This is a genomic window from Saccharopolyspora sp. NPDC045839, from assembly GCF_056431645.1.
This window is the reverse complement of sequence record NZ_JBWKKH010000067.1, coordinates 1-19103: the sequence shown is the minus strand read 5'-3', so window position 1 is coordinate 19103 and position 19103 is coordinate 1. Positions and strand designations below refer to the sequence as shown.

Below are 19103 nucleotides of genomic sequence, written 5' to 3'. Positions count from 1 at the left end.
ACCCGGATCGACCAACCGCCACCGCGCCCCACACCATGACGTCGGACGCATCCTCGCCACCGGCGAGGCCTACCAACGCCCCGCCCACCACAAAAGGGCACCAAACCAAGGCGCAAGGGTTAAAGATCAAGCTAGAACCTGTTTCCAAACTTGCTCTGCGTGGCGGTGCGGGTGGCGGAACCTCAGGCGCCTTCTCGCTGTGGGATCCCCGACATCATGAATGACCAATTCACCACGTCGGGGCTGTCCTCGCGAGAAGACACCGGAGAACCCGCGGCGGTGCAAGCTGCGAGGGTGGGCCAAGCGGCTGCGCCGCTTCAAAGACAAAACCCCGCAGGACCACACCTCACACCACGACATTCAAAACGGGCTCTCTAGCGTGGTCGTGAGTGTTTTGGAGCGCCGTAGCACTCCAGAACACTCACGACCGGAGAACGCTCAGCGCTTCAGCGCGCGGGCGATGATCCGGCCCGCGAACAGGTAGATCAGCGCCGCGAGGCCGTAGTTCAGGATCAAGCCGATCGTCGCGTCGCCCGGGGTGAACACGTCGCCGAGGCCGAACACGAAGAACTTCGCCGTGCCGTAGGTGAACGCGACGAAGTCGTTGTCCTGGTTGGCGCCGACGACCGAGAAGATGATGTGCAGCACGAAGACCAGCGCGATCAGCGCCGTGAACACCTGGATCACGCGGCCGAGCGTGTCGGCGCTGGGCCCCTGGAAGCGCGGCCCGCGGTCGCGGCGGTCGTCGTAGTCCCGGTCCCGGTCCCGGTGGCGGTCCGCGCGGGACTCCCGGTAGCGATCGCGCTCCGGCTCCCGGTACTGGTCGTCGCGGTAGCGATCCCGGTACGGGTCGTCGCGATAGCGATCGTCGTACTGGTCGTCCCGGTAGCGGTCCTGGTACTGGTCGCGGTATCGGTCGTCGTACGGGTCGTCGCGATAGCGGTCCTGGTACGGCTCCGGGTCGCGGAGCGTGCCCTGGTCCCGGAACGGCTCGGGTTCCGGGGGCTCCATGCGCTGCTGGATGCGCGTCGCCGGGTGCTGGTTGGCGGGCGGCTGCTGGACCGGGTGCTGCCCGACCGGCGTCGACTGGCCCATCGGCACCGTCCCGGACGGCGCAGCGCCCTGCGGACCGCCGGGCGGCGGCATCGGCGGGCCTCCCGGGGGCGGCCCCTGCGGCACCACCTGCGTCGGCTGGCCTCCTGGCGGCGGCCCCTGTGGCACTACCTGCGTCGGCTGGCCTGCTGGTGGCGGGCCGGGCGGCGGGCCTTGTTGCTGGCCGGGCGGCGGTCCGGGCTGACCTCCTGGCGGGCCTTGCACGCCACCCGGCTGACCGGGCGGGCCCGGCGGGCCCTGGTGCGGTCCCGGCTGGGGTGGCATCGGCTGCCCCGGCCCCTGCCGGGGCGGCCCGGGCTGGCCCGGCGGCATCTGGCCCGGCGGCATCTGGCCGGGTGGCATCTGGCCTTGCGGCGGCCGTCCCGGCGGCGGTCCGCCCTGCGGTGCTCCGGGTGGCGGCCCCGGCCGCTCGGGGGGTTGTCCGGGTCCCGGCCGCCCTGGATCACCGGCTCGGGGATCTGCGCGCTCATAGGCCATGGCCGCGCATTGTCCCGGTTGATCGCCCCGGTACGAAACCCCCCTCGCCGCGCGTGGCCGATGAGACGCACCACAACACCCACGGGAAAAGCCCCAGGTTGGCGCGAACGGACCGTTCGCCTCGTCTATCGGGACGAACGCTCCGCACCGGCCCGGGGATCACCGCGGTGCTTGCCGAGGTGTCCGCCGGGGCCGTTGGGGTCTTGTTCCGCGGCGTTTTCGCGCGAAAGCGGCGTTCCCCACGCCTGGCGGATGACGGTTTCGCGCGAAAACGCCGACCTCACCCGAAAGATTTCGCCGCTTCCGGGGCAGCCGCCGCAGCCGCCCCGAAGGCTCACCGACCCGTGCCTCCGGGTTCTGCGAGGTGGTGCTCGAAGAGGCGGAGGATCTCGTGGTGGTTCAGGCCGTTCCCGCGGGCCGTTGCTTCGGCCGCTGCCCGTTCGCCCAGTTCGGCACGCAGGTCGCCGGTCAGGCGCGCGATGTCCGGGTTCAGCGCGTCCGGCGCTCCTCGCAGCGCTCCGACCGCTCCGAGGAGTTCCGCTGCCGCCGCGAGTTCCCCGGTCCGGGCCGGTAGTTCGGCGATCGCGCTGCCGATCGCCGCCACCAGGACCAGGTCCGACGTCTTCGACGCAGCCGCGAGCGCCGAGCGCAAGTCGCGCCGGGCCTCCTCGCACGCGCCGCGGGCCAGGGCGAGCCGCGCCCGGGCCACTCCGTGCAGCGATCGGAAGACCGGGTCGACGTCTCGGCGCGGCCCGGCCGCCCACCACGCGAGGTCGTACTGCTCGTCCGCGGCCCGCAGGTCGCCGCCACCGCGCGCCAGGTCGCCGAGCTTCAGCCGGGCGAGGGCGAGGTGCTGGGCTGCCGGTTCGGACTCGATCACGCCGCGCAGTTCGGCTTCCGCGCGTTCGGCGTCCCCGGTGTGCGCGTACGCGGTCGCCAGCCAGATCCGCTGGTGGTGGTCGTTGCCGAGCTCGCGGGCCGGCGCCATCGAGCGCCGCAGGGCCGCGATCGCCGCGTCGGGATCGCCGAGCATCGTCCGCGTGATGCCTAGGTAGGTCAACGAGCTGACCATCCCCCACCGCTCGCCCAGCGCCCGGAACCGCTCGGCCGCCGTGGCGAGGTCGTCGCAGGTCTTCGGCAGGGCACCGCGGTTGCCGTTCACCAGCGCCCGCACGAACGACAGCATCGCCCGCGCCAGCGGTGCCGGATGCGGCTGCCGCCGGTCGATCGCCGCCAGGGCCGCGTCGAAATCCCCGGTGAGCAGCGCGATGAGCGGCTCGATGACGGCGCCGGAAGGGTGCTCGCTGCCGGCTGATTCGCGGCATCTGCCGATCGCTTCGGGGGCGACTTCGCCGGAGAGCACCGCGTTGAGCAGGTAGGCGGCCGTGGCCGGGACGCGGTTCGCCGCGGTGGCGCCGGCGGGGAGTTCCAGCGCCGTCCGCAGGAGCCGGGCCGCCTCGGCGTGATCGCCGTGCATGGTCAGGTAGTAGGCGAGCGCCGTCGCGAGCCGGATCGCCGTGTCGGCGTCGCCCGCACCGCAGGCGAAGCGCAGCGCGACGCGGAAGTTGTCGCGGTCCGCGGCGAGCCGGGGTGCCCATTCCAGCTGTTCCGGTCCGCGCAGGTGCGGTGCGGCCTGCTCGGCGATCTCGCGGAAGTACCGCGCGTGGGCGGCCCGGACGCGGTCGGCGTCGGCCAGCTTCTCCAGGCCGTACTCGCGGATCGTGTCCGGCATCCGGTACCGGATCGACCGTCCATCGTGGACCGGATCGACGACCAGCAGCGACTTGTCCACCAGCGCGGACAGGACCACTGCGGCGGGCAGGTCGGCGGGGCAGACGTGTTCGGCGGCTTCCGCGGTCATCGAACCGCCGAACACCGCCAGCGCTGCGACGACCGATCGTTCGGCCTCCTCGAGCAGGTCCCAGCTCCAGTCGACCACCGCGCGCAACGTGCGGTGCCGGGGCAGCGCGGCCCGGTTTCCCTGGGTGAGCAGCTGGAACCGGTCGTCGAGCAGCGCGAGGACGCGATCCGCCGGCAACGACCGGACCCGCGCGCCGGCGAGCTCGATGGCCAGCGGCAGGCCGTCCAAGCGCCGGCAGATCTCGGCGACCACGCCCGCGTTCCCGGCCGTCACCGCGAAATCCGGGTTCGCCGCCCTCGCCCGGTCCACGAACAGCCGTCCGGCGGGGCTGGTCAGCACACCGGCGACGTCCGCGCCCGACGGCGCCAGGCCCAGCGGCGGCACCGGCACCAGCGCCTCGCCGAGCAGCCCCAGGGGCTCCCGGCTGGTGGCGAGCAACCGCAGGTCCGGGCAGCTGCCGAGCAGCCCGTCCGCGAGGGACGCGACCGCGTCCAGCTGATGCTCGCAGTTGTCCAGCACCAGCACGGCCGGGGCCGGTGACAGCGCGTCGGCCAGCCGATCCAGCGCGTCCCGACCGTGCGGCGCCGTCCTGGGCCCGAGAGCGTCGAGAACCGCCTGCGGAACGTCCGCCGGGTCGGACACCGGTGCCAGTTCCGCGAACCAGACCGCCTGCTCACCGGCCAGGGCGGCGGCCGCGGTCGTCGCCAGCCGCGTTTTGCCCACGCCTCCCGGACCGGTCAGCGTGACCAGCCGGTGCTCGGCCAGCCTCCGGTCGATCAGGGCCAGTTCGGCATCGCGCCCGACGAAGCTCGTCAGCGCGGCGCGCAGGTTGCTGCCGCGCGGCCGGGCGGTCGTTTCCTCGCGGAGCACGGCCAGATGCGCCTCGCGCAGCTCCGGCGACGGGTCCGCGCCGAGCTTTTCCGCCAGCGCCACGCGGAAATCCTCGTAGCTGCTCAGCGCTTCGGCCGTTCGCCCGGTCGATTGGAGCGCGCGCAGCAGCAGTGCCCGGGCGCGCTCGCGGTCGGGATGCGCGGTGGTCAGGGCCTGCAATTCGGTCACCAGCTGCGGGGATTCGGCTCCGGCCTGCAGGTCGACCTGCGCCCGGTCCTCGATCGCGGCGAGCCGCAGCTCGGCCAACCGCACCCGCGCCGCCACGGCGAACGGCGCGTCCGGGACGTCCTCGAACGCGGCTCCGCGCCACAGCGCCAGCGCTCCGCGCAGCAACCGGCCCGCCTGCTCGATGTGCCCGTCGTGCAGGGCCCTGCGGCCGTCGCGGGCGAGTTCCTCGAATTGCCTGCAGTCCACCGATTCCGCGTTCAGCCGGTATCCGCTGGACTCGCGCAGCACGGCGTCCGGCAGGAGCCGTCGCAGCCTCGACACCAGCGAGTGCAGCGCGTGCACGCGGTCGGCGGGCCCGTCGGCGCCTGGCCACAGGGCCTCGGTCAGCGCCTCCACCGAAACGGTGCGCCCGGAGTCCAACGCGAGCCGACCGAGCAGCGTGCGCAGTCGAACGCCGCCCACGACGACCTTCTCGCCACGGGCGCTGATGTCCAACGGCCCGAGGACTCCTATCCGCATGCGCCCACTCTGCCAGGAAAGCGCGGAGCGGCGAATTCCACCGCTCCGCGCGAATTCCGCTCAGCCTTCTCATCCTGGCCGGCCCGCGGCCGCGGGCCGCAAAGCCGCACGTAGTGCCTGCATCGACGGGATATCGCATGCGCCGCAGGCGCATAACCCACTACGACACCCGCACCGCTACGCAGAACGAGGTTGGAAAGCGCTCGTTCAGCAGACCGCTCCGGTGGATCCGATGGTGGCCTGGTCACCGCCGGTGGTGACGATCAGCCGGTATTCGGCGCGATTGCCGCACTCGAAGTTGAAGAGGGCGTTCTTCGAGCCGTCGGAGGTCTTGGCCTTCGTCCCCACGCTGGTCCAGCCCGAACCGCTCTTGCGCTCCAGCTTCCCGGTGACCTTGCAGCCCGACTGGTTGGTCGTGGCACTGGCGCGCAGGCCTAACCCGGTTTCGCCGAGGCTCTTCGAGTGGCCGGTGAACGTGCAGGACGCGGCCGCCTCCGGGCCGGCGGGCTCGGCCTGCGCGGGAACGCCGACGAGGGTCAGGGCCAACGCGGCGGTGCCGATCATCGACAGGGCGAAGCGCTTCATGGAACTACCACCTACACAACGATTCCCCTTGCCCGGTCTGCCGGAAACAGCGCAGTGAACCGGGCTGGGCGAAGAATTTCAACGGACGCGGGTCACGCTACGCGCGGCAGATCAACGGCACCGGCAGAATGACGCGTCCGGGAAATTCCCCACAGAACAAGCGGAAAAAGCAACCCACACCATTCCGGCGCGTCCTTGTATTCGCGTCCCGATCGCGAATCGGGAGGAAGCGGACAACCCGCCTGCTGCGAGCGGGCTGTGTGCGGTTTGCGAGCGCCGCACCACACCCTCACCCCATGTCTGCGAAATCGATCAACGCACGGCTCGCCACGGGCTTCGCGCTGCTGGCGACCGGAGTGCTCTCCGGGGCGTTCTTCTACGGCTGGGCCAACGTGACGCCGACGTTCTCGGCCGTGCCGCTGGACGTGCACCTCGCGTTCCGCACCGAGTTGATGAAGGTCAACGGCGTCGTCATGCAGATCCTGATGGCGGCGGCGGTCGCGACCACCGGCTGGCTGGCCTTCAGCGCCCGAGGCCGGGCGCGCACGCCGGCGATCGCCGCCACCGCCCTCGCGGTGGCCTCGTTCCTGGTGACCAGGTTCGGGAACGTGCCGATCAACCAGGAGATGAAGCGCTGGGCCGCCGGCGACCTCGCCCCCGACCACCTGGACCGGCTCGCGGTCTGGGGCACGTTCAACGACATCCGGGTGACCACGGCCCTCACCGCCTTCGTCCTGGTGATCATCGCTGCGAACCTGGCCGGAGCCCGCCGGTGACGCGGACCCGGGCGGTGACGGCCTCGCTGGACCCGGATGCACCGCTGGACGACCTGGAACCGCTGCGCGACGTGATCGGCGACGCCCGCGTCGTGGGGATCGGCGAAAGCACCCACCACGCCGCGGAGTTCTACCGCATGCGGCACCGGCTGCTGCGCTTCCTCGTCGAGCGTTGCGGATTCACCGCCTACGTCTTCGAGGCCCCGTTCACCGAGGCGCACGTCATCGACGACTGGGTGCGCGGCGGTCCGGGCGACGTCGCGGCGGTCAGCACCGCGGGCACGGCGCTCGGCCTGGGCGATCACCCGGAGATGCACGACCATCTGACCTGGATGCGCCGGCACAACGAGCGCGCCGAGCGGCCGTTGCGCTTCGTCGGCGCCTTGCCGGTCTCCACCGGTTCGCCGCTCCCGGCGCTCACCGAGGTCGAACGGTTCCTGCGCCGAGCCGACCCGGACGCGTTGCCGCTGCTCACTCGGGCCATCGAGGTGGCGGAGCGGTTCGACGCCGACTCCCTGCGGGCCTTCCAGCGCTACGCCGAGCTCGACGCCGCGGACCGCGATGCCGCTACGGCGGCGCTGAGCCGGTTGCTGGCGCGCATGGAGTGCATGGCCGCCCACCACCGCTCCGAGGGCCGCGGGCGCGAGCACGCCGCAGCGGTGCGGCACCTGCGCAGCGCCTGGCACCTGGACCACTTCCACCGGGATCTCAGCGGTGCGGGCCTCGCTGTCGGGACGGCCGAACTCGACCGCTACGCAGCCGAGACGGTCCTGGACGTGCTGGCGGCGGAACCCCGGATCGTCTTCGCCATGCACAACACGCACCTCCGGCGGACCCCGGTCGAGCACGAAGGCGCGGTCGGGCTGTTCCCGGCGGGCTACCACCTGGCCGAGGCGCTGGGCGACGACTACGTGGCGATCGCCGCGACGAGCATCGGCGGCCGAGCCGTGGACGGCGCGCTGACCCCGGAAGGCCTGGAAACGCGGGAAGTTCCGTTGCCGCCGCTGGAACCGGACTGCATCGAAACGGCTTTCACCGGCGACGCACCGCTGACGATCTCGGCACTCCGCCCCGGGGATGGCGCCTACCGGCGGATCCGGGCGGAAGGCGGCTTCATGACGGCCTCGATCTCCAGGGCCTTCAACGCGATCGCCTGCGTCCCCACCACGACCACTCAGGACGGTCTCAGCGGTGTGCCGGTGGCCGCCCAGCTGGCGAGCAGTTGGAGCGCCTCCGCCGAAGGCGAGCCGGGTTCGGCGGTGTAGGCGCTGAGGGTGAGGCCCGCGTCGGCGGTGAACTGCATGGCTTCGAAGTTGAGGATGAGGTCGCCGACGACGGGGTGGCGGAAGTACTTGGTGCCGGTCCGGTGGAGGCGGACGTCGTGCGCGGCCCAGCGGGTGCGGAAGTCCTCGCTGCGGGTGCACAGCTCGCCGATGAGGTCGGTGAGGCCGCGGTCGTGCGGGTTGTGGCCCGCTTCGGTGCGCAGGATGGCGACCGAGGTGTGGCAGGACTCGTCGTAGTCGGGGAAGAAGTCGCGGGCGGCGGGGTCGAGGAAGCCGAAGCGGGCGATGTTGGGCGGCGTGACCTCGCTGGTGCGGGTGGGGCTGTCGAAGACCGGCGAGTACAGCGCCCGCCCGAGCGCGTTGGCGCCGAGGATGTCCAGCCGGCCGTTGCGGACGAACGCGACGGTGTTCGTCATGCCGTCGATGATCTGCTGAACGACCGGGCGCACCCGCTGCGCCGGGCGCCGGCGCTGGCCGGCGTGGGGGCGGCCGGCGGCGTTCGCGGCGCGGGCGAGGTCGAACAGGTAGACGCGTTCGGCCTCGTCGAGCCGGAGGGCGCCGGCCACGGCGTCCAGGACGCTGTCGGAGACGCCGGCGAGGTTGCCCTTCTCCAGCCGCGTGTAGTAGTCGACGGAGACGCCGGCGAGCAGCGCGACCTCCTCGCGGCGCAGGCCGGGGACCCGGCGGTTGCCGCCGAAGTGGCTGAGCCCGGCCTGGTCCGGGGTGATCTTGGCCCGGCGGGTGACCAGGAAATCGCGGGCCTCGGTGCTCTTGGCGCTCACGCCGTCCACGGTACGACTGCCCTCCGCGGTGAGGGGGGGTTCTGTCGTGACCCGGAAAGATGCGCCCTCCCGCACGTGCGCCGGCCAGGGTTTTCTGGTGATGTGACCGCCTCCGGGACGCCGCGGCCAGCAGCCGCGGGCCGCTGACAATCCGGCACAACACGAGAAGGAGAGATCCCGTGGAACTCATCCCCGTCAACGACACCGTCAAGGCCCCGGCGGCCGCGTTCACCGGCGACGTGTACGTGACCCCGTTCAAGAAGGCAGAGCCGCCGTCCCGGCTGGTCGCGGCCCTGGTCCGGTTCACCCCCGGCGCACGCACCAACTGGCACTCCCACGCCGTCGGCCAGACCCTGCACGTCACCGAGGGCGTCGGCTTCGTCGTCAACCGCGACGGCAAGGTCATCCGCATGCGGGCGGGCGACACCGTGTGGACCCCGCCCGGCGAGGAGCACTGGCACGGCGGCACGAACAGCACCTGCATGAGCCACATCGCGATGGTCGAGGGAACCGACGACGGCGACGGCACCACCTGGCTCGAACCAGTCACCGACGAGCAGTACACCGCCGCCCACAGGCCCTGACCAGGTCACAGGCCGGGGAGAACCACCCTGTCTTCAGGGATCTCAACGCATTCGCCCGCGTTCCCACCGCGACAGCAGGCACAGGCTGGTGCACGGCTGCACTAGGTGCGCAGCGCAGCAACCGATTCGACCAGGCCCAGGTCTTCGAGCCTGGCGAGAACGTCATGGATGGTGCGCGGTGGATTGGTGAGCGAGTCCGCGATGCGCTGGATGCAGCCGTACACGGTTGGCCGGTCGAGGTAGATCTGGTCGAGGATGAAGGCGTCGGGGTGCCTCGTCTCGATGTCCCACTGGTCCAGAGCGTCTGCGGGAAAGTCCTTGAGATCGGCGGTGACGATCACCTGGGCACGGGCCTTGATGGCGGCGGCCAAGACGTGTCGATCACCGGGGTCGGGAAGTTTGACGGCGTCGATCAGCGGCTCGTAGCCCATGACCAGGCAGTCCCGGACGGCCCTGATCATCAGCTCACGTGTGCGGTCCAGCTTGGCGGGGTCGTGGTCGCCCCAGTTCCTGGGTGAGGTCGGTGAGCTCGTCGGCGGCTTCGCGGCGGCGCTGGTCGTCGCGCCGCATGTACTCCAGCAGGGATTCGACCTTGACCCGGCGATGGGTGCCGACCTTGCGGTGTTCGATCTCGCCCGCTTCCAGCAGGCCGATCAGGTACGGCCGGGAAACGTTGAGCAGGTCCGCGGCCTGCTGGGTGGTCAGGTCCGCGCCGGCAGGCACGACGGAGACGCCTTTGCCTGCCGCCATGTGCGCCAGGATCCGAGCGAGGAGTTCCACGGCACCACGGGGCACGACCAGCTGATCGCCGTCCTCGTCGTCGACCACGAGTTGGACGCTCTGCTCGTGGTGGCGGCTGAGGTAGTCACGGATGTGTTGCAGCGCTTTGTCGGCCGTTGCCGCATCGGTCCGGCTTGGCTGGATCGGGTCTAAAGCGAGCTGTGACATGGCGACCATCCTTCCGCTGCTCTATCCGCAGTATCCGCAATAAACGAAACAAACGCAACGGGACGTGCGGCTCGATGCCGTCAGCGGGTTTCGGTGAACTTGCGGAGGCCTGCCGGGCGGTCCGGGTCGTAGCCGCACGCCGTGACGAGCGCCCGGCGCGGCGCTGGCGCGGCAGTGCCTCCAGGACCGGCGACAGCTCCTCCGGCAGGTCCGGGATGCGTAGCTGGGCGTCGTCGCCCGGCCGACCCGTAGTACCTCCGGCCCCTGCTCGCGGAGCCGGCCAGCGGTTTCGCCATCGTCGCGCCACCCGGCCGGTCACCGCCAGCACCGCCGTCTCCTGACCCACCGCCGCGACCGGCCCATGCAGCAGCTCCGACCTGCCGTAGGCGCGGGTGACCAGGTAGCTCGTCTCCGCCGGCGTCAACGCCGCTTCCCGCACGGTGGCCCGCGAATACCCGCGTGCCGTGGTGACGTCATGGTGATCGCCGCTCGCGGCCGGGTGCGCAGGTCAGAACTTCGACGCGAGCTCCAGGGCGACCCTCTTGGCGCCCTCTTCGACTTCCTGAACCGGCAGCGGCTTGCGATCCGCGCCGGGGTCGTGATCGGTTTCCCCGCTGTACATGGCCTTCAACACCACAGCCCCCTTGCGGAATACCACTACGCCTTCGGCCAAGAAGTTCATGTCGGTCCCCGGTTGGACAACGACGAACGCTTCGTCCCACGGCCCCGGAAGCTCGTACAGACGTGGTGGCACCGGGTCGGTCGTGAGATAGACCTCGCGCATCCCGTCGAAGTACTCTTCGGCGTACGGCACCGCATCGCTCCCGTACTGGCTGCTGTCATCGCAGTAGACCCACAGCAGGCGCAAACCGAGGCCGCGTCCAAGGTTCCCCCGACTCCAATTGCATTTGAAGTTCGGCGCTGTCTCGCCATCGGCGGAGTCGAAGTCGGTGACGTGCAGCTCGCGAAGGGTCTTCTCGCTGATCGCGGCACATTCCGGGATGCTCGGCACCTCGTAGGGCGGGTCTTCGACAGGCTCGGCGACCGGCGGTGGCATCGGAAGCCGGTATTGGTTCGTGGGGTCTTCGGACTCGCTGAGGTGCGAATAGTCGCTGGTGGAGAAGTAAAGACCAACACCTGTGCCGCTCGCGAGCACCGCGGCTCCGGTCACGATCAGGGCGACGAGGTAGTTGGGCAGGCCCTTCTTCGTCGGCGGCGGAACCTGTTGTCCCGCAGGGGCTTGCGCTCCCGGTAATCGCTGGAACTGGTTCTGCGGCTGCCCCCACGGGCCTGGCTGCTGCGGTTGCATCCGCAGAGGATAGATCAGCTCGATCCGCGAGATGAGCAAGATCGAACTCGATGGCGCTTTTCCGCGAATCGGCCGCTTCCGGTGGCGTGCTCGAACGCGTGACCGCCCCGCCGGCGTCGCAGTGGGAACCGTGCCGCCGGATCGCTGAGGGGTCGATCCGGCGGCACGGGGCTTCAGCGGGTTTCGGTGACCTTGCACAGCCCGGCAGGGCGGTCCGGGTCGTAGCCGCGCGCGGTGGCCAGCGAATACGCGAGCCGCTGGAGCGGCAGCACCTCCAGGACCGGCGACAACTCCTCCGGCAGCTCCGGGATCCGCAGCCGCGCGTCGTCGGCAGAGCCGATCCGCAGGATGTCGGCGCCCTGCCCGGCGAGCCTGGCCAGCGGTTCCGCCATCGCCGCGCCGCCCGGCCCGGTTCCGGTCACCGCCAGCACGGCCGTCTCCTGACCCACCGCCGCGATCGGCCCGTGCAGCAGGTCAGCGCCGCTGTAGGCACGGGTGACCAGGTAGCTGGTCTCCGCCAGCTTCAACGCCGCTTCCTGCGCGGTGGCCAGCGAATACCCGCGCGCCGTGGTGATCACCTGGTCCGCGAAGCGCAACCGGTGCGCGGCAGCGGCGACCCGCTCCTCATTTCCGTCCAAACAGGACTGCGCGAGCTCGCCGATGCGGTCGACGTCCGGCCCGCCACCGGCGAGCAGCAGGTGCAGCGCGAGGAGCGTCGCCGTATAGGTCTTGGTCGCCGCGACCGCACGCTCCACCCCCGCCCCGATGTCCAGCGTGTGCTGCGCCGCAGCACCGAGGGGCGAGTCCGGGGTGTTGGTCACCGCCACCGTGAACGCCCCGCGCTTCCCCGCCTGCTCGGTCACCTCCACGAGGTCCGGGGAACCGCCGCTCTGGCTGACCGCGACGAGCGCGACGTCCGTCAGGTCCGGCTCGGCCCCGTACAGCGTGGTCGTCGAGGGCGACACCAATCCAGCGGGCAGCCCGAGCAGCACCTCGACCAGGTACTTTCCGTACAAGGCCGCGTTGTCGCTGGACCCGCGCGCGGCGAACAGCACGAACCGCGGGCGGCTGCGGGCGAGCTGCTCCGCGACCGCCCGGAACTCCCCCGCGCGCCCGGCCAGGCCGGCCAGCACCCGCGGTTGCTCGGCGATCTCCGCGGCCATCCGGGTGCCCGCTTCCGTCGTCATTCCGTTCCCTTCCCCAGGCCGGGAATCCCCAGCAGTCGTGCGGCGTTGCCGCCGAAGATCGCGCGCAGGTCCGCCTCCGGCATGCCCATCTCGTGGCACACCCGCAGCTGGTCGGCCAGGTACCGGTGGCAGTAGCCGCGCGGGAACCACGAGGAGTCGCTGCCGAAGACGATGCGCTCCGGGCCGATCGTTTCGTAGCAGCGCCGGAACAGGTCCTCCAGCGTCAGCTTGTAGGGCATCCAGCGCACCCACTGGTTCGAACCCGAGGTGTCCACCAGCACGTTCGGGCAGGCCCAGCACAGGAACAGGACCTGCTGCACGTGCTGCACGCCGAAGTGCGGGACCACGAACGGGATTCCCGGGAACCGCTTGGCGACCGGCTCCAGCCAGGCGGGTTCGATGTGCGCGTTGTGCGCCACTCCCCCGCTGGAGCCGCAGTGTCCGAAGTGGATCAGGACGGGGATGCCGCGGTCGGCGGCCACCCGCCACACCGGGTCGGCGGCCGGGTCGTCGATGCGGTGCGGCAGCAGCGGGGCGAACAGCTTCAGCCCGCGCAGGCCGAACTCGTCGATCGCCCGCGCCAGGCGCTCGGCGGCGTCCGGGGCGGTGAGGTCGCGCAGGTTCGCCATCCCGGAGAACCGCTCCGGCGCGCGGGCGACGAGCTCGGCCACCCGCTCGTCGCCGCAGCCGGTGACGAACGCCGCGTGGGCGATCTCGTAGCGGTCGAGCTCGGCCAGCCACAGGTCCGCCTCGGCCTGCCAGGTCCGCTCGGGATCCGGCTGCGGATCGGGGAAGTCCCAGGCCCGCCGCCAGCGCCGGGACTGCTCCGCCACCTGCTCGGCGCGGCGGCGCTGGGCCGCCTCGTCGTGGTCGGCGCAGCTGAACTGGCCGCCGGAGAGATCCCTGGTCGCCTCGTCGTGCTCGATCCGGAAGTGCAGGTGGAAGTCGACGATCGGGATCCCACGCACTGTTCCGCCTCTCCGCGAATCACAGTGGTGGTCCCGTCCGGGAGTGATCTCGCGTTTCGCGGTTTCTTGTGGCTGGGTTACGTCACGGTCCCCTGAGGTGCCGTTGAGCAGAACTGGGGCTGACACAGGGCCGCTCATGTCATCACGTCCTCCAGTGCGAAGGCCCGGTCGTGCGAGGGCCTGCTGATCACGGTCGCTGCGACCCGGACGGCGTAGTCGGCGGCGTCGCCGGTGGACGCGCCGTCGGCGAGCCGGTGCAGCAGTCCGGCGTTGAAGGCGTCGCCGGCGCCGGTGGAGTCCCGGACCTGCACCTCGGGCGCCGGATGGGTGCTGTGCGGCTGGCCTGGTCGAGCGACGAGGGCGCCGCGTGCGCCGCGCTTGACCACGACGGTCGCCCCGGTCTCGTCGGCGATGCCGCGGGCCGCGACCTCGTCGTCGCACCGATCGCCGTGCAGGGCGTGCAGCTCGTCGTCGTTGGGCAGGAACACGTCGACCTCGCGCAGCAGCCGCAGCACCTCCGCGCGGGTTCCGGCGTGCCAGCCGGCCGGATCCCAACCGGTGTCCAGCGCGGTGCTCGCCCCGGCCTGCCGCGCCTGCGCCAGCAGGTCACGAGCGGGCTCGCCCTGCAGCGCAGGGAGCAGGAAATAGCCGGACAGCAACACGAACCGGGCCGCCAGCGCCGCCTCGGGCACGGCGGTCGCGTCCAGGTCGGCCATCGCCCCGAGCGCCGAGAGGAACGCGCGATCCCGGCCCGGTGCCTCGGCGGCGACGGTCACGCCGGTGTGTTCACCGGGCACCTGGGCCAGCTCCAACCGCAGGCCGGGGATGTCCAGCTGGTCGGCGAGCAGCCGCGCGGTCCCGTCATCGCCGACCCGCCCGGCCAGCACCGTCGGCCTGCCGAGCCGGGCCAGCACGATCGCGGTGTTCGCGGCCGAACCGCCGGGCCGCAGCACGATCGACGGCACGATCTGCTCGGTGCCCGGCGGCGGGAGCTCCGCCGCCCCGGCGACCAGGACGTCGAGGTTCACGTTGCCAACAACGGTGATTCGGTCGTCGGGAGCTGGACGGCTCACCCGCGGCCTCCGGCCAGCACGGCGTCCACGGCCGCGTCGAGCTTGCTCTCGGCCTCGCCCAGGGCCGCCCTGCGGTCGGCGAACGCGCTGGCCAGCACCCGGGCGCGGGCCAGGGCGAGCTCCGCCGTGCGGCGCACCGCCGCGGCGCCGGGGCCGCCGTCCTGGGGACGGTCGAGCACCTGCTGCGGGCGAAGCCCCGCTGCCAGCGCCGCCTCCACCACCGAATCGTCCACAGTGCCCAGTCCGGCTTCGGCGATCGCGGCGGCGACCACGGCGGCGGTCCACTCCGCCGGCGGCGCCTGCCGGACGAGCGCGCCGACCACGGAATGCGCGCCCCGCCAGGGGATTCCCGCGCCCGCCAGCGCTTCTGCGATCGCCGTGGTGGTCGCGCCGGTGGCCACGACGTCCTCCGGCGACGGCGGGTTCTGCGGGCTCAGCTCCTCCAGCAGGCCGCGCATCAGCGTCAGGAACCGCACGGCGCGGTCACCGGCCCGCCAGAGGTGCTCCTGGACGTCCGTGGTGGCGTTGTTGGAGTCCTCGTACCAGGCGGCGCCGACGTTGTTCATCGTCGCGGCCAGGTCGGCCGCCGCCGCGCCGGCCATCGAGCACATGTGCTCCAGCACCACCGGGTTCTTCTTCTGCGGCATGATGCTGGAGCCCTGGCAGTACGAGTCCGGGGTGGCGATCCAGCCGTACGTCATCCAGTCCAGCATCGTGCGGGCCATCCGGGCGCCGGTGGCCAGGATGCGGGCCTGCACGGCCGCGGTGCGCATCAGGTGCTCGGCCCCGGCCACCGCCTCGTAGCTGGAGGTGAAGGTCTCCCGGAAGCCGAGCAGCTCGGCGAGCCGCGGCGGGGCGATGGGCAGGTCGGTGCCGGCGAACGCGCACGAACCGAGCGGGTTGACGTCGAGCTCGTCGTAGACCGAGAGCAGCTCCTCGGCCTGGCTGAGCAGCGCCTCGGCGTAGCCGGCCAGCACGTGCCCGAGCGTGGTCGGCTGGGCGGGCCTGCGGTGGGTGAACCCGGTGATCAGGACGTCGGCACAGCGGTCCGCCTGGGCCGCGGCGGCCTCGGCGGCGGCGCAGGCCTGGTGGGCCTGGTCGAGCACGTTCTCCCGCAGCACCATGCGGAACACGCCGGCGTCGAGGTCGTTGCGGGATCGGGCCAGCTGCACGTCCAGCTCGGACGGCCGGATGCCGGCGGCCGCGGCGAGCCGCTGCTCGGTGAGGTAGTAGACGTCCTCGACGCTGCCGTCGAAGGCGAACCGGTCGTCGTCGGCCGCGAGCAGCTCGCGCAGCCCGCCGAGCAGCTGCCGGGCCCGGGCGGCGGGCAGCAGGCCCTGCTCGGCGAGCATCACCACGTGCGCGAGGCTGGCGTGCAGCATCGGCCGGTACAGCTGCGGCGCGGACTTCTCGAAGGCCACCCGGAGGTGGTTCTGCCAGTAGTTGGACAGTTCCGGAGGCTTGGTCATGTGAACAGCTCTTTCCACTGTGGATTGTCGTGGACGTGGCGCGCTACGCGGCGGGGATCACCGTCGGCGAGCGCTTCTGGCGCGGGCCCTGGCCGAGGCGGTTCGACACCGCGAGGACGACCAGGATCAGCACGATCTGCAGCGCGCCGTAGGCGGCCGCCGTGCCGAACTCCGAGGAGTAGATGCGGTTGTAGATCTCCACCGACATCGGCGGCAGGCCGGGCGGGTAGATCACCACCGAGGCGACGTACTCGCCGACGCCGTCCACGAAGGCCAGCAGCGCGCCGGCGAGCACGCCGCGCAGCACCAGCGGCAGCGTGACCGTGCGCAGGACCCGCAGCGGACCGGCGCCGAGGTTGCGCGCCGCCTCCTCCAGCGACGGGTCGAGCTGCTCCAGGGAGGCACTGGTCGAGCGGAACACCAGCGGCACGAACCGGACGAAGTAGGCGACCGGCAGGATCCACAGCGTCCCGACCAGCGTCAGGCCCAGGTTGCCGACGCCGGGTTCGTTGAACGCCGTCACCAGGTTCACGCCGATGACCGTGCCGGGCAGCGCCCACGGCAGCATGATGATCACGTCCAGCGCGCCCCGGCCCGGGCCCTTCCAGCGGGCGACGACCCACGAGGCAGCCGCGCCGATGACGATCGCGGCCAGGGTGGCCAGCAGCGCGGTCTGCACGCTCACCGAGATCGGCAGCAGGCTCTGCGGCTCGGCGAAGATCCGCAGGTAGTTGTCCAATGTGTACTCGGGCGGCAGCACCTGCGTCGTCCAGGCGCCGTCCACCGAGAACGACACGAGCACGATCACCAGCACCGGCGCCAGCAGCACCACCGTGAGCAGCAGGCTGCCCAGTGCGGCGGCGAACTTCGCGACGGCGGAGCCCGGCGCGCGGCGCGCGCTCGGCGTGCCCTTCGACAGGCTGCGGTGCACGCGGCGGCCCTGGTACCAGCGCATGCTCAGCAGGAACGCGATGGACACCACCGAGAGCGCCGTCGACTGGGTGGCCGCGAGCGCGGCGTTGCCCGAGGTACGCGCCGAGACGATCTCCATGGTCAGCGTCTGCACGTTGTAGAGCTGCGGCGCGGTGAACGACGCCATCGACATCATGAACGTCAGCAGCGCGCCGGAGACCAGCGCCGGGGTGAGCATCGGCAGCAGCACCGTCCGCCACACCCGCGCACGACCGGCACCGAGGTTGGTGGCGGCCTCCTCCAGCGAGCCGTCCAGCCCCGCCAGCGCGGCCGAAACCGACAGGTAGAAGTACGGGTACATGGTGAACGCGTGGACCAGGACGACGCCCGCCAGCCCGCTCACCGACGTGCTCGCGGGCGAGATGCCGAGCAGTGCGTGCAGCGTCCGGGGCACGATCCCGGTCTCGCTGTAGAGGAGCACGAACGACACAGCGCCGATCAGCGGCGGCAAGGCCATCGGCAGCACGGCGAACACCGAAAGCGCCCGGCGGCCCGGGAAGTCGAAGCGGTGCAGCAGCACGGCCAGCAGCGTGCCGAGCACACCGCAGAAGAACACTGAGACGAGCGAGCTCACCAGCGACAGCAGCAGCGCCCGGCCCGAAGACCCGCCGAACAGGCTGCCGTAGTTGTCCGCGAGGCCGTTCCCGCCCGCCGAGGTGAGCGCGGTCGTCGCCATCGGGATGACGACGAGGAACAGCAGGACCAGCACGACCGGGATGGCCAGCACGTAGACGAAGCGATCGCCGTCGGAGGCGGGCAGCCTGCGGCGCCGCGGCGCCACCGCCGGGGCGCTCATGGCCGCACCAGCCAGGCGTGCTGGGCCTCGGGGCGAAGCCCGACGACGTCGCCGGGCTTCGGCAGGCCGGGCCGGTCCGGCACCGCGACCGACAGCTCCAGCTCGCCCGCGGTCACCTCGTACTCGCAGGTGGCGCCGGTGAACTCCACCGCGCGCACGACGGCGTCGAAGCTGCCCTCGCCCGCCTCGGTGATCGTCAGGTGCTCCGGCCGGACCGACACCGCGACCCGGTCGCCCACAGCGGCCGCGAACTCCGCCGAACGACCGGCGGCGAACTTCGCCCCGGATCCCGCCAGCTCCACCACGGCCTGCTCGCCGGAGCTCTCGACGACCTCGGCATCGAGGACGTTGCTGCCGCCGATGAACTTGGCCACGAAGGCGGTGGCGGGCTGGTGGTAGACCTCGCGCGGGGTGCCGACCTGGTGCAGCTTGCCGGATTCGAGCACGGCGATCCGGTCGCTCATCGCCATCGCCTCGGCCTGGTCGTGCGTGACGTAGACGCTGGTGATCCCGGCTTCCCGCTGCGCGCGGCGGATCTCGACGCGGGTCTCCTCGCGCAGCTTGGCGTCCAAATTGGACAGCGGCTCGTCGAGGAGCAGCACCGAGGGCGAGATGACCAGCGCCCGGGCCAGCGCGACGCGCTGCTGCTGGCCGCCGGAGAGCTGGTCGATCCGCCGGTCGGCGTAGCCGTCGAGCCCCACCGAGGCGAGCGCGGCGGCGACCCGCTCGTTGCGCTCGGTCTTGGCCACCTTGCGCGTGACCAGCCCGTAGGCGACGTTCTGCGCGACGTCGTAGTGCGGGAACAGGGCGTAGTTCTGGAACACCATGCCGGTGCCCCGCTTGTTCGGCGGCGTGGCGGTGATGTCGCGGTCGCCGAACAGGATTCGGCCGCTGGTGGGCGTGATGAACCCGGCGATCATGCGCAGCGTGGTCGACTTGCCGCACCCGGAAGGGCCGAGGAGCGTGAAGAACTCGCCGGATTCGATCGTCACGTCGATGTCGTGCACGACCGGCGAGGCAGAACCGTAGCTCTTGCAGACGCGGTCGAGGCGAACGGGGATCATGCTGAACTCTCCGTGCTGGGCGAGGAAGGTGGTGGGGCCGGTGCCGACCCCACCACCGGGGATCTACAGGTCGATGCGCTCCCAACGGTGCACGGGTTGCTTAATCGACAGCCCGATCAGGGATGCGGAGCTAGGTCTGTTCGGAAGTGGGATTGGTCTTTGTTCTTGAAGCGCCGAAGGCGCTTAGGGGTCCTTGCATAATGATCTTGTTGTGGCAAGGTGGTGGCTGGAGTTGATCACGTTTGCTTGTGGAGGAGCGTGGGATGGCTCAGCCGAAG

At 71.5% G+C, this 19103-nt stretch carries 17 protein-coding genes and 1 pseudogene; 3 read left to right on the top strand and 15 right to left on the bottom strand.

Annotated features, from left to right (window positions below):
* Positions 1-438: 438 nt before the first annotated feature.
* The 4 genes from AC07EQ_RS43100 to AC07EQ_RS43085 form a co-directional block, all read right to left on the bottom strand.
* Positions 439-1146, bottom strand: coding sequence for a hypothetical protein (locus tag AC07EQ_RS43100; RefSeq protein WP_478393565.1), 708 nt, complete (start codon positions 1144-1146; stop codon positions 439-441).
* A gap of 74 nt (positions 1147-1220) precedes the next feature.
* Positions 1221-1583, bottom strand: coding sequence for a hypothetical protein (locus AC07EQ_RS43095; RefSeq protein WP_478393564.1), 363 nt, complete (start codon positions 1581-1583; stop codon positions 1221-1223).
* Positions 1584-1924: 341 nt separating this feature from the next.
* Positions 1925-5029: an AfsR/SARP family transcriptional regulator gene (locus AC07EQ_RS43090; RefSeq protein ID WP_478393563.1), complete on the bottom strand. Its 3105-nt coding sequence runs from the start codon at positions 5027-5029 to the stop codon at positions 1925-1927.
* A gap of 207 nt (positions 5030-5236) precedes the next feature.
* Positions 5237-5614: a peptidase associated/transthyretin-like domain-containing protein gene (locus tag AC07EQ_RS43085; protein WP_478393562.1), complete on the bottom strand. Its 378-nt coding sequence runs from the start codon at positions 5612-5614 to the stop codon at positions 5237-5239.
* A 296-nt stretch (positions 5615-5910) separates the two neighbouring features.
* Here AC07EQ_RS43085 and AC07EQ_RS43080 point away from each other — a divergent pair, with 296 nt between their 5' ends.
* Together AC07EQ_RS43080 and AC07EQ_RS43075 are read left to right on the top strand one after the other, a co-directional pair.
* Positions 5911-6390: an anthrone oxygenase family protein gene (locus tag AC07EQ_RS43080; protein WP_478393561.1), complete on the top strand. Its 480-nt coding sequence runs from the start codon at positions 5911-5913 to the stop codon at positions 6388-6390.
* Positions 6387-7655: an erythromycin esterase family protein gene (locus AC07EQ_RS43075; RefSeq protein ID WP_478393560.1), complete on the top strand. Its 1269-nt coding sequence runs from the start codon at positions 6387-6389 to the stop codon at positions 7653-7655. Before AC07EQ_RS43080 ends, AC07EQ_RS43075 begins: the two co-directional genes overlap by 4 nt.
* Here the strand turns inward: AC07EQ_RS43075 and AC07EQ_RS43070 are convergent.
* Positions 7565-8455 (bottom strand): helix-turn-helix domain-containing protein, encoded by an 891-nt coding sequence (locus tag AC07EQ_RS43070; RefSeq protein ID WP_478393559.1) that lies wholly within the window; start codon positions 8453-8455, stop codon positions 7565-7567. The genes AC07EQ_RS43075 and AC07EQ_RS43070 overlap by 91 nt on opposite strands.
* Before the next feature lie 179 nt (positions 8456-8634).
* On the opposite strand from AC07EQ_RS43070, the gene AC07EQ_RS43065 reads away from it, so the two are divergent.
* The gene (locus AC07EQ_RS43065) at positions 8635-9039 is read left to right on the top strand and encodes a (R)-mandelonitrile lyase (RefSeq protein ID WP_478393558.1); all 405 of its coding nucleotides are present in this window, start codon (positions 8635-8637) and stop codon (positions 9037-9039) included.
* Between the two features lie 101 nt (positions 9040-9140).
* Here AC07EQ_RS43065 and AC07EQ_RS43060 read toward each other — a convergent pair whose 3' ends face one another.
* The 10 genes and pseudogenes from AC07EQ_RS43060 to AC07EQ_RS43015 form a co-directional block, all read right to left on the bottom strand.
* Complete coding sequence (locus tag AC07EQ_RS43060; RefSeq protein WP_478393557.1) at positions 9141-9500, bottom strand: VapC50 family PIN domain-containing toxin; 360 nt, start codon at positions 9498-9500, stop codon at positions 9141-9143.
* A 4-nt stretch (positions 9501-9504) separates the two neighbouring features.
* Positions 9505-9987, bottom strand: coding sequence for a helix-turn-helix domain-containing protein (locus AC07EQ_RS43055; RefSeq protein ID WP_478393556.1), 483 nt, complete (start codon positions 9985-9987; stop codon positions 9505-9507).
* Positions 9988-10296: 309 nt separating this feature from the next.
* Positions 10297-10459: pseudogene (locus tag AC07EQ_RS43050) on the bottom strand (SIS domain-containing protein); the annotation flags it as partial.
* Positions 10460-10495: 36 nt separating this feature from the next.
* Positions 10496-11296 (bottom strand): hypothetical protein, encoded by an 801-nt coding sequence (locus AC07EQ_RS43045; RefSeq protein ID WP_478393555.1) that lies wholly within the window; start codon positions 11294-11296, stop codon positions 10496-10498.
* A gap of 173 nt (positions 11297-11469) precedes the next feature.
* A complete protein-coding gene (locus AC07EQ_RS43040) occupies positions 11470-12483 on the bottom strand; it encodes an SIS domain-containing protein (RefSeq protein ID WP_478393554.1) in 1014 nt (337 codons plus the stop codon).
* Positions 12480-13451, bottom strand: coding sequence for an amidohydrolase family protein (locus AC07EQ_RS43035; protein WP_478393553.1), 972 nt, complete (start codon positions 13449-13451; stop codon positions 12480-12482). The genes AC07EQ_RS43040 and AC07EQ_RS43035 overlap by 4 nt, the downstream gene beginning before the upstream one ends.
* Before the next feature lie 134 nt (positions 13452-13585).
* Positions 13586-14524 carry a carbohydrate kinase family protein gene (locus tag AC07EQ_RS43030; RefSeq protein ID WP_478393552.1) on the bottom strand — a complete coding sequence of 313 codons (939 nt, stop codon included), beginning with the start codon at positions 14522-14524 and terminating at the stop codon, positions 13586-13588.
* A complete protein-coding gene (locus AC07EQ_RS43025; protein ID WP_478393551.1) occupies positions 14521-15993 on the bottom strand; it encodes a lyase family protein in 1473 nt (490 codons plus the stop codon). Before AC07EQ_RS43025 ends, AC07EQ_RS43030 begins: the two co-directional genes overlap by 4 nt.
* Positions 15994-16036: 43 nt before the next feature.
* Entirely contained in the window at positions 16037-17761 is a 1725-nt protein-coding gene (locus AC07EQ_RS43020) for an ABC transporter permease (RefSeq protein ID WP_478393550.1), read from the bottom strand.
* Positions 17758-18825 (bottom strand): ABC transporter ATP-binding protein, encoded by a 1068-nt coding sequence (locus tag AC07EQ_RS43015; protein ID WP_478393549.1) that lies wholly within the window; start codon positions 18823-18825, stop codon positions 17758-17760. The genes AC07EQ_RS43020 and AC07EQ_RS43015 overlap by 4 nt, the downstream gene beginning before the upstream one ends.
* Positions 18826-19103: the final 278 nt, after the last annotated feature.

Bases quoted from the DNA above. Each gene is read 5' to 3' on its own strand.
- AC07EQ_RS43100 (WP_478393565.1), bottom strand. From the start codon at position 1,146: ATGCCGCCGCCCGGCGGTCCGCAGGGCGCTGCGCCGTCCGGGACGGTG.
- AC07EQ_RS43095 (WP_478393564.1), bottom strand. From the start codon at position 1,583: ATGAGCGCGCAGATCCCCGAGCCGGTGATCCAGGGCGGCCGGGACCCG.
- AC07EQ_RS43090 (WP_478393563.1), bottom strand. From the start codon at position 5,029: ATGCGGATAGGAGTCCTCGGGCCGTTGGACATCAGCGCCCGTGGCGAG.
- AC07EQ_RS43085 (WP_478393562.1), bottom strand. From the start codon at position 5,614: ATGAAGCGCTTCGCCCTGTCGATGATCGGCACCGCCGCGTTGGCCCTG.
- AC07EQ_RS43080 (WP_478393561.1), top strand. From the start codon at position 5,911: ATGTCTGCGAAATCGATCAACGCACGGCTCGCCACGGGCTTCGCGCTG.
- AC07EQ_RS43060 (WP_478393557.1), bottom strand. From the start codon at position 9,500: ATGATCAGGGCCGTCCGGGACTGCCTGGTCATGGGCTACGAGCCGCTG.
- AC07EQ_RS43055 (WP_478393556.1), bottom strand. From the start codon at position 9,987: ATGTCACAGCTCGCTTTAGACCCGATCCAGCCAAGCCGGACCGATGCG.
- AC07EQ_RS43045 (WP_478393555.1), bottom strand. From the start codon at position 11,296: ATGCAACCGCAGCAGCCAGGCCCGTGGGGGCAGCCGCAGAACCAGTTC.
- AC07EQ_RS43040 (WP_478393554.1), bottom strand. From the start codon at position 12,483: ATGACGACGGAAGCGGGCACCCGGATGGCCGCGGAGATCGCCGAGCAA.
- AC07EQ_RS43025 (WP_478393551.1), bottom strand. From the start codon at position 15,993: ATGACCAAGCCTCCGGAACTGTCCAACTACTGGCAGAACCACCTCCGG.
- AC07EQ_RS43020 (WP_478393550.1), bottom strand. From the start codon at position 17,761: ATGAGCGCCCCGGCGGTGGCGCCGCGGCGCCGCAGGCTGCCCGCCTCC.
- AC07EQ_RS43015 (WP_478393549.1), bottom strand. From the start codon at position 18,825: ATGATCCCCGTTCGCCTCGACCGCGTCTGCAAGAGCTACGGTTCTGCC.